Source organism: Enterobacter sp. RIT637 (genome assembly GCF_019718755.1).
Classification (GTDB): Bacteria; Pseudomonadota; Gammaproteobacteria; order Enterobacterales; family Enterobacteriaceae; genus Enterobacter.
In genome coordinates this window covers 59,405-67,229 of sequence record NZ_JAIHAZ010000021.1, presented here as the reverse complement: position 1 = coordinate 67,229, position 7,825 = coordinate 59,405, and the positions used below count along the sequence as shown (strand labels likewise).

General features: G+C 61.3%; 8 protein-coding genes. 3 read left to right on the top strand and 5 right to left on the bottom strand.

Going from position 1 to position 7,825, the window contains the following annotated elements; all coding sequences use genetic code 11:
• The first annotated feature begins 11 nt into the window (after positions 1-11).
• The 3 genes from K5E19_RS21320 to acpT are packed head-to-tail and all read left to right on the top strand — an operon-like array spanning position 12 to position 2,565.
• A complete protein-coding gene (locus tag K5E19_RS21320; protein ID WP_221552969.1) occupies positions 12-743 on the top strand; it encodes a 3-ketoacyl-ACP reductase FabG2 in 732 nt (243 codons plus the stop codon).
• Entirely contained in the window at positions 740-1,969 is a 1,230-nt protein-coding gene (locus K5E19_RS21315; protein WP_221552963.1) for a beta-ketoacyl-ACP synthase, read from the top strand. Before K5E19_RS21320 ends, K5E19_RS21315 begins: the two co-directional genes overlap by 4 nt.
• A gap of 2 nt (positions 1,970-1,971) precedes the next feature.
• Complete coding sequence (gene acpT, locus K5E19_RS21310; RefSeq protein ID WP_221552961.1) at positions 1,972-2,565, top strand: 4'-phosphopantetheinyl transferase AcpT; 594 nt, start codon at positions 1,972-1,974, stop codon at positions 2,563-2,565.
• Here acpT and arnF read toward each other — a convergent pair.
• Genes arnF through arnA form a run of 5 tightly spaced genes read right to left on the bottom strand, consistent with a single transcriptional unit; the run spans position 2,516 to position 7,773 of the window.
• Positions 2,516-2,920, bottom strand: coding sequence for a 4-amino-4-deoxy-L-arabinose-phosphoundecaprenol flippase subunit ArnF (gene arnF, locus K5E19_RS21305; RefSeq protein WP_221552959.1), 405 nt, complete (start codon positions 2,918-2,920; stop codon positions 2,516-2,518). The genes acpT and arnF overlap by 50 nt on opposite strands.
• A complete protein-coding gene (arnE, locus tag K5E19_RS21300) occupies positions 2,917-3,243 on the bottom strand; it encodes a 4-amino-4-deoxy-L-arabinose-phosphoundecaprenol flippase subunit ArnE (protein ID WP_221552957.1) in 327 nt (108 codons plus the stop codon). Before arnE ends, arnF begins: the two co-directional genes overlap by 4 nt.
• Entirely contained in the window at positions 3,240-4,895 is a 1,656-nt protein-coding gene (arnT, locus tag K5E19_RS21295; RefSeq protein ID WP_221552956.1) for a lipid IV(A) 4-amino-4-deoxy-L-arabinosyltransferase, read from the bottom strand. The genes arnE and arnT overlap by 4 nt, the downstream gene beginning before the upstream one ends.
• On the bottom strand, positions 4,892-5,794 hold the full coding sequence (arnD, locus tag K5E19_RS21290) for a 4-deoxy-4-formamido-L-arabinose-phosphoundecaprenol deformylase (protein WP_221552955.1): 903 nt from the start codon (positions 5,792-5,794) through the stop codon (positions 4,892-4,894). The genes arnT and arnD overlap by 4 nt, the downstream gene beginning before the upstream one ends.
• Positions 5,791-7,773 carry a bifunctional UDP-4-amino-4-deoxy-L-arabinose formyltransferase/UDP-glucuronic acid oxidase ArnA gene (gene arnA / locus K5E19_RS21285; protein ID WP_221552954.1) on the bottom strand — a complete coding sequence of 661 codons (1,983 nt, stop codon included), beginning with the start codon at positions 7,771-7,773 and terminating at the stop codon, positions 5,791-5,793. Before arnA ends, arnD begins: the two co-directional genes overlap by 4 nt.
• Between the last annotated feature and the right edge of the window lie 52 nt (positions 7,774-7,825).

Sequence of the window (7,825 nt, the reverse complement as noted above, 5' to 3'; positions counted from 1 at the left end):
CAGGGAACGCCATCATGAGATCCGTACTGGTCACCGGCGCCAGCAAAGGCATTGGCCGCGCTATTGCCCTTCAGCTTGCGGCTGACGGTTTCACCGTGGGCGTGCATTACCACCGCGACGCCGCGGGCGCACAGGAGACCCTCGACGCGATTGTTCAGGCCGGCGGCACGGGCCGTTTACTTGCCTTTGACGTGGGCAACCGCGAGCAGTGCCGCGCGGTGCTGGAACAGGAAATCGCGGACCACGGCGCATGGTATGGCGTGGTCAGTAACGCAGGCATCACCCGCGACGGCGCGTTTCCGGCGCTCAGCGAGGATGACTGGGACAGCGTGATCCACACCAATCTCGACAGTTTCTATAACGTTATCCATCCCTGCATCATGCCGATGATCGGCACCCGCAAGGGCGGCCGGATTATCACCCTGTCGTCGGTTTCTGGCCTGATGGGCAACCGCGGGCAGGTGAACTACAGCGCCGCCAAAGCCGGGATTATCGGGGCCACCAAAGCGCTGGCCGTTGAGCTGGCGAAGCGCAAAATCACCGTGAACTGCATCGCGCCGGGGCTGATTGATACCGGCATGATCGAGATGGACGAAACCGCGCTGAACGCGGCAATGTCGATGATCCCGATGCAGCGTATGGGCCACGCTGACGAAGTGGCCGGGCTGGCGAGCTACCTGATGTCAGACAAGGCGGGCTATGTGACGCGCCAGGTGATCTCGATTAACGGAGGTATGCTATGACGCGCCGCGTCGTGATTACCGGCATGGGCGGCATCACCGCGTTTGGCGAAGCGTGGCCGACCATTTCACGCCGCCTGCGCGGGTATGAAAATGCGGTGCGCACCATGTCTGAATGGCAGGTGTATGACGGTCTGCAAACCCTGCTGGCCGCGCCCATTGAGGACTTCACCCTGCCGGATCACTACACCCGCAAGCGAATTCGGGCCATGGGCCGCGTGTCGCTGCTCTCTACCCGCGCCACCGAGCTGGCGCTGGAGCAGGCGGGCCTGATTGACGACCCCGTGCTGACCAGCGGTCAAACCGGCATCGCCTACGGCTCGTCGACAGGCAGCACCGGGCCGGTGAGCGAATTCGCGTCCATGCTCATGGAAAAGCACACCCATAACATCACCGGCACGACTTATGTGCAGATGATGCCGCACACCACCGCCGTCAACACGGGACTGTTCTTTGGCCTGCGCGGACGGGTGATCCCCACTTCGAGCGCCTGTACCTCCGGGAGCCAGGCGATTGGCTATGCATGGGAAGCCATTCGTCATGGCTATCAAACCGTGATGGTGGCGGGCGGCGCGGAAGAGCTTTGCCCGTCGGAAGCCGCCGTGTTTGATACCCTCTTCGCCACCAGCCAGCGTAACGACGCGCCCAAAACCACGCCGTCGCCTTTCGACAGCCAGCGCGACGGCCTGGTGATTGGCGAAGGTGCAGGCACCTTAATTCTGGAAGAGCTGGAGCACGCCAGAGCGCGCGGTGCGACGATTTACGGCGAGATTGTGGGCTTTGCCACCAACTGTGATGCGGCCCATATCACCCAGCCCCAGCGTGAAACCATGCAGATTTGTATGGAACAGTCGCTGGCGATGGCGGGCCTGAGCCCTCAGGATATTGGCTACATTTCCGCCCACGGTACGGCGACCGACCGCGGGGACATCGCCGAGAGTCAGGCCACCGCCGCCATTTTCGGCGACAGCGTGCCCATTTCATCCCTGAAAAGCTATTTTGGCCATACGCTGGGCGCGTGCGGGGCGCTGGAAGCCTGGCTGAGCCTGGAGATGATGCGCGAAGGCTGGTTCATTCCGACGCTCAATTTAAGACAACCGGATGAGCAATGCGGCGCTTTAGATTATATTATGGGGGAAGCCCGTCAGATTGACTGCGAGTATCTGCAAAGCAATAACTTCGCATTCGGCGGCATCAATACCTCGATAATCATTAAACGCTGGGCGTAACTATGTACCAGTTTGTACTGGGAAAAATCTCCACCCTTAGCGCGGACCCGCTGGCGTCAACGCTCGCAGACAGGGCACCTCAGGGTGCGCGAAACGCCTCCTGGCTTGCAGGCCGGACGCTGCTCGCCAGAACATTATCCCCCTCGCCGCTGCCCGACATCATTTACGGTGAACAGGGAAAACCGGCTTTTGCTAAGGGGCACCCGCTGTGGTTCAACCTGAGCCATAGCGGCGACGACATCGCCTTACTGATGAGCGACGAAGGTGAAGTCGGCTGCGATATCGAAGTGATCCGCCCGCGGCAGAACTGGCAGGCGCTGGCGAACGCCGTCTTTAGCATCACCGAGCATGAAGAGCTTGAGCGCGAAGCGCCCGAGGAACGGCTTTCTGCCTTCTGGCGTATCTGGACGCGGAAAGAGGCGATAGTGAAGCAGCGCGGCGGCAGCGCCTGGCAGATTGTCAGTATCGACAGCACCGCGCAGACGCATTCGGTGAGCCAGCTGCGCTTCGGCACGCTGAGCCTGGCGGTGTGTACCCCTACGCCCTTTACCTTGACCGCCGAGTCGATCTCTTACCCCAATACGTCTGCGGCATAAAGATCGTCAGCACGCCGAGAATAATCAGGCCAACGCCCGCCAGCCCGCGCCAGGAAAAGTGTTCTCCCCAGCCGGGCAGCACAACGGCGGCCCCCCACACCAGAATGTAGCTGAGGCTCAGCAGGGCATAGGCTCGACTGAGCGCCATGCGCCGCAGGGCCAGATACCAGCAGCCCATCGAGGCCACGTAGCCCGTTAGCCCCAGCGTTAAGGTTCCCGTCCCGGGCGCAGCGTGCCAGAGGGCTGCAAAAAAGGCGTCACTCACCGGCGGCAGCGTCACCATGGCGTGGCGCAGCACCAGCTGCGCCGCGCTGACCAACACCACGCTGCATAACGCCCACCATGCACCCTTCACAGGCTTCCTCCCAGCAGGATAATCCCGACGATAATCAACCCGACGCCCATCCAGTGGCGTGACGGGACGGACTCATGCCAGAGGATTTTCGCCGCCAGCGTGACCCAGACAACGTTCAGGCTCAGCATGGGATAAGCCACGCCGACGGGCAGAAGCTGCAACACCACCAGCCAGGCAAGCATCCCGCAGCCAAGCGTCAGCAAGGCCAGCCCAAGCCACAGGGCAGTTCGCTGACCGCCCTTCGCCCGGGTCGCCTGTTTCTGACACAGCTGCCCTGCGCAGCTCAGCAGGCTTGCCAGTACCAGCCAGAGCCAGGCCATCATTGCGGCAGATATTGCAGGTAGGCCAGACGCCCCTGAATCGTCAGGTTGTCCGGTTTCGGCAGCCCGGCGCGGGCAATGTCATCGTTTTTTGAAAGCAGGATCACCAGTGACACCGGTCCCTGCTGACGATGCGTTTCAAGCCATTGTGCGATGTCGTCATTGCTCACAAACCGTCCTTTCACATCCGGGTAACCGAGGCCATATTTCAGCTCCCCCGTCTGGCCAAAAAGAATGATGTCTGGACGATTCAGTTCCCACGCCAGCCCCGACGCCACGCCAACGTTGTTTGCCAGCACAAACCGGCTCTCCTCCAGCGGCATGCGCACGGTATCTACCAGCGACTGCGGCTGTTTGGAATCCACCACCAGATTGGGGATGGCAAACCCAATGAGCAGCGCAAGACCGGCAGGACAGAGTGCCGCGAGCCACCAGCGCTGCGCGCTCTGCTTCAGCGTAAACCAGCCCACCGCGGCCCAGATAAGAAAGGCGATCGCGGCGCAGAAGACTTTGTACAGTTCAACCGATGTCCAGACCGGATGCTTAGCGAGTCCCCACGGCGATACCACCAGCGCCGCCACCACGCCGATAACGCCAAACGCGAGGTTGATGCCGCCGTTGACGCGCAGCACGCGCGCCCCCTTTTCCGCCATCGTGCAGGCGTAGCGCGCCATCAGGATAGCCAGCGGCGTGAAGCACGGCAGGATATAGGTGGGCAGCTTGCCTTTGGCGATGCTGAAGAACAGCAGCGGCATCACCACCCAGCCCAGCAGGTAAAGCCCTGCCCCCTCATTTTGCCTCTCACGCCAGCCGAGGCGCAGCGCGCCCGGCAGCAGCGCCAGCCACGGCAGACTCCCCGCGACGAGGAACGGCAGGTAGTACCAGAACGGCGCTTTATGCTGCGCGTCGCTCTGCGCAAAACGCTGGATATGCTCCACCCAGAAGAAGTAACGCCAGAAATCCGGCTCGCGCTGGGCGATCGCCAGCCCCCAGGGCAGGACGATCAGCACGCAGCTCAGGATCGCCAGCCAGCCGAAAACAAGCACCTCTTTCCAGCGTTTCTGCGCAATCACCCACGGCAGCACGCCCATCACCGGGACCGCCAGCGCCAGGAAACCTTTGGTCATAACGCCCATACCGCAGGCCAGCCCCAGCAGAATGTAGCCCCCCACTTTTCCGGCCACGGTTTTCGATTGGGCAGCCAGCCAGAAGCTGCACATCGCCACCGCCAGCCACAGGGCGATAATCGGATCCAGCACGGCGTAAGTGCCGATGCCGTAGACTAGGAACAGCGTTAAGAAGATAAGACCGGAGAAAATCGCCACCCGCTTATCCCGCCAGAGGCGCCAGGCGAGCCAGATGACCAGCAGCGCCGTCAGCCCGGTGGAGAAGATCGCCCCGGCGCGCACGGCAAAGTTGGAGTGGCCAAAAATCAGCTGCCCAATGCTGTTAATCCAGTAACCGGCAATCGGCTTTTCAAAGTAACGCAGGCCGAGAAAATGCGGCACAATCCAGTCGCCTGAGGCGAGCATTTCACGGCTGATTTCCGCGTAGCGCGTCTCGTCCGGCTGCCACAGCAGGCGGAGATCGACCGGGATAACGTAGTAAACGATAAACAGTGCGAGAAGCGCTACGCCATAACGGGCTGCTTTCATGATACCGGGCTCACGGTGTGTTGATAGCCAAGCCAGCCTTCGCGACCGGCCATTTCATTGCGCACAATTTTGCCGACCGGCAAGGTGCTGAGATCGTCTGGCAGCATGTCGCCGAGCGGGCAGAAGCGAATGCCCTCGGCGGCAGCCATCGTCAACAGCGCATCAAAATCATGCTGATACGCGATCCCTTCCACCTCGGCGTGAATCGTGTAGACCGGCGTACCCTCGTCACGATGCATGCAGTCCAGTATGTAACGGTTAAACCCTGCGGCACTGACGTCGCGCCCGACCACTTCATCCCAGGTGGGCAGCGTGACCGGAATTTGAACCGTACCGGTGCGATCGCTTCCTAACAGCGGTAAAAACGGGGCGGTACCGCGACAATCGCTGTTATAGCGAAACGCGAAGGGCTCCTTGGCTTTCACCACGCGCTGGTCGGCGCGCCATCCCGCCGCCGCGGAACAGCGCACGGGCTGGCCGGTAATCGCCTCCAGCTCCTGCACGCCGCGCTCAACGTCTTGTTCCAGGCGCGGAATATCCCAGACGCCCGCCCACGCCTGCCAGGCATGATGATCCCAGGCGTGAAGCCCCACTTCGTGATGATGCGCCGCTTCGCAGATAATCGCTTCATTCCCCGCACCGATACGCCTGCCGGGCCAGGCGGTCCCCGCCAGCAAAATATCCCAGCCGTAGAGGGATGCCGCGCGCGAGCGCAGCATTTTGAACAGAAAGGCCGGTTTAACCAGGCGCCACAGATGACGCCCCATGTTGTCTGGCCCGACGCTGAAGAAAATGCTGGCACGCACGCCGTGCTTGCTCAGCAGCTCCAGCAGCCGCGGGACGCCGTCGCGGGTGCCGCGAAAGGTGTCGACATCAATGCGTAAACCGACCTTTTTCATGATGCCTGTTCCGACAGCTCCACGGTGCGCAGGAAGAAGTCGAGCGTTTCATCAATGGTCTGCTCCATCTTCACGGTTGGCGTCCAGTTCAGGCAGCGCTTCGCGTTGCGGATGCTCGGCTTGCGGTGCTCTACGTCCTGATAGCCTTTGCCGTAGTAGCTGCTGCTCTCCACTTCGCGGAAACCGGCAAACGGCGGGAACTGGCTGCGCAGCGGATGGCGCTCAAAGCTTGCCAGCAGCATTTCAGCCAGCTCGCGAATACTCGCTTCGTTGTCCGGGTTGCCGATGTTGATGATCTCCCCGTTGCAGCGGCCGTCTTTGTTTTCGATGATGCGAAACAGCGCTTCGATGCCGTCGCTGATATCGGTGAAGCAGCGTTTCTGTTTGCCGCCCTCGATAAGCTTAATGGGCGACCCTTCCACCAGGTTCAGGATCAGCTGGGTGATGGCGCGGGAGCTGCCGATACGCGCGGCGTTCAGGTTATCCAGACGCGGTCCCATCCAGTTAAACGGACGGAACAGGGTAAAGCGCAGCCCCTCTTTCTCGCCGTAGGCCCAAATCACGCGGTCCAGCAGCTGCTTGGAAACGGAATAGATCCAGCGCTGCTTGTTGATCGGCCCGACCACCAGGCTGGAGGTGTCCTCGTCGAAGTTCTTATCGGTACACATGCCGTACACCTCAGAGGTGGACGGGAAGATGATGCGCTTATCGTATTTCACGCAGTCGCGGATAATCTTCAGGTTCTCTTCGAAATCCAGCTCGAACACGCGCAGCGGGTTACGGGTGTACTCAATCGGTGTGGCAATCGCCACCAGTGGCAGCACCACGTCGCATTTCTTGATGTGGTATTCGATCCACTCCGAGTGGATGCTGATGTCCCCTTCAACGAAGTGGAAGCGCGGGTTACCGAGGAACCGGCCGATCGCATCGGATCCAATGTCCAGACCGTAGATCTCGTAGTTGTCGTCTTTCAGCAGGCGCTCGGTGAGGTGGTTACCGATAAACCCGTTCACCCCGAGGATCAGCACGCGCGTGCGCCGTTTGAGCGCCACCACCGGCGCGCTGGTGATCAGCGCCCCTGCCACCAGCCCCAGAGACTGCGCCAGCTGCGCGCCCTGAACGTACAGGCCGCTGTCGGTTTGTCCGGTGACGATCTCCAGCGCCTGCTCGCCGCAGCTCACAATCAGCGGGGAGACCGAAACGACGGTGCCCGGTTTGGCGGCAGGGATGTCGTCACGCACGCGGGATTTCCAGACGATAAATTTACTCACGCCCGCAAAGCTGTATGCGCCCGGCCACGGGTCGGTCACGGCGCGCACCAGGTTGTGCAGCTGACGCGCCGGTTTGTTCCAGTCCAGACGGCCATCTTCCGGCGTGCGGCGGCCGAAGCAACTGGCCTTGCTTTCATCCTGCGCGGTTTCGGTAAAGGTTCCCTGAAGGATCGTCGGCAGCGCGTCGCGCAGCAGGCTTTGCGCGGCGGTGCAGAGCTTGCGGTGCAGCTCCAGCGCCGTCTCATCGGCCTCAATGTTCACTTTCTGCTGCGCCACGATGCCGCCCGCATCGGCACGTCGCACCATTTTGTGCAGCGTTACGCCGGTTTCCGTTTCACCGTTAACCAGCGCCCAGTTCAGCGGGGCGCGGCCACGGTAGGCTGGCAGCAGGGAGCCGTGCAGGTTGAACGCCCCTTTGTCTGCCACGCTCAGGATCGCATCGCAGAGCAGGTTGCGGTAATAGAACGAGAAAATCACATCCGGCGCGAGTTTCTGAATGCGATCCACCCACAGCGGGTGGTTCACGTCGTCCGGGGCATACACCGGAATACCGTGTTCAGCCGCAATACGCGCCACCGAGCCAAAGAAATGGTTTTCTCCGGCAACGTCCGGATGCGTGAAGATGGCCGTAATGTCGAAGCCCGCGTCCAGCAAGGCCTGCGTGCCCGAGCACCCCATATCGTGATAGGCGAAGACGACAGCTTTCATGGGTGTTTTTCCTCTTGAGATGCGGTGTGTTCCTGACGGACAACCCGTTGAA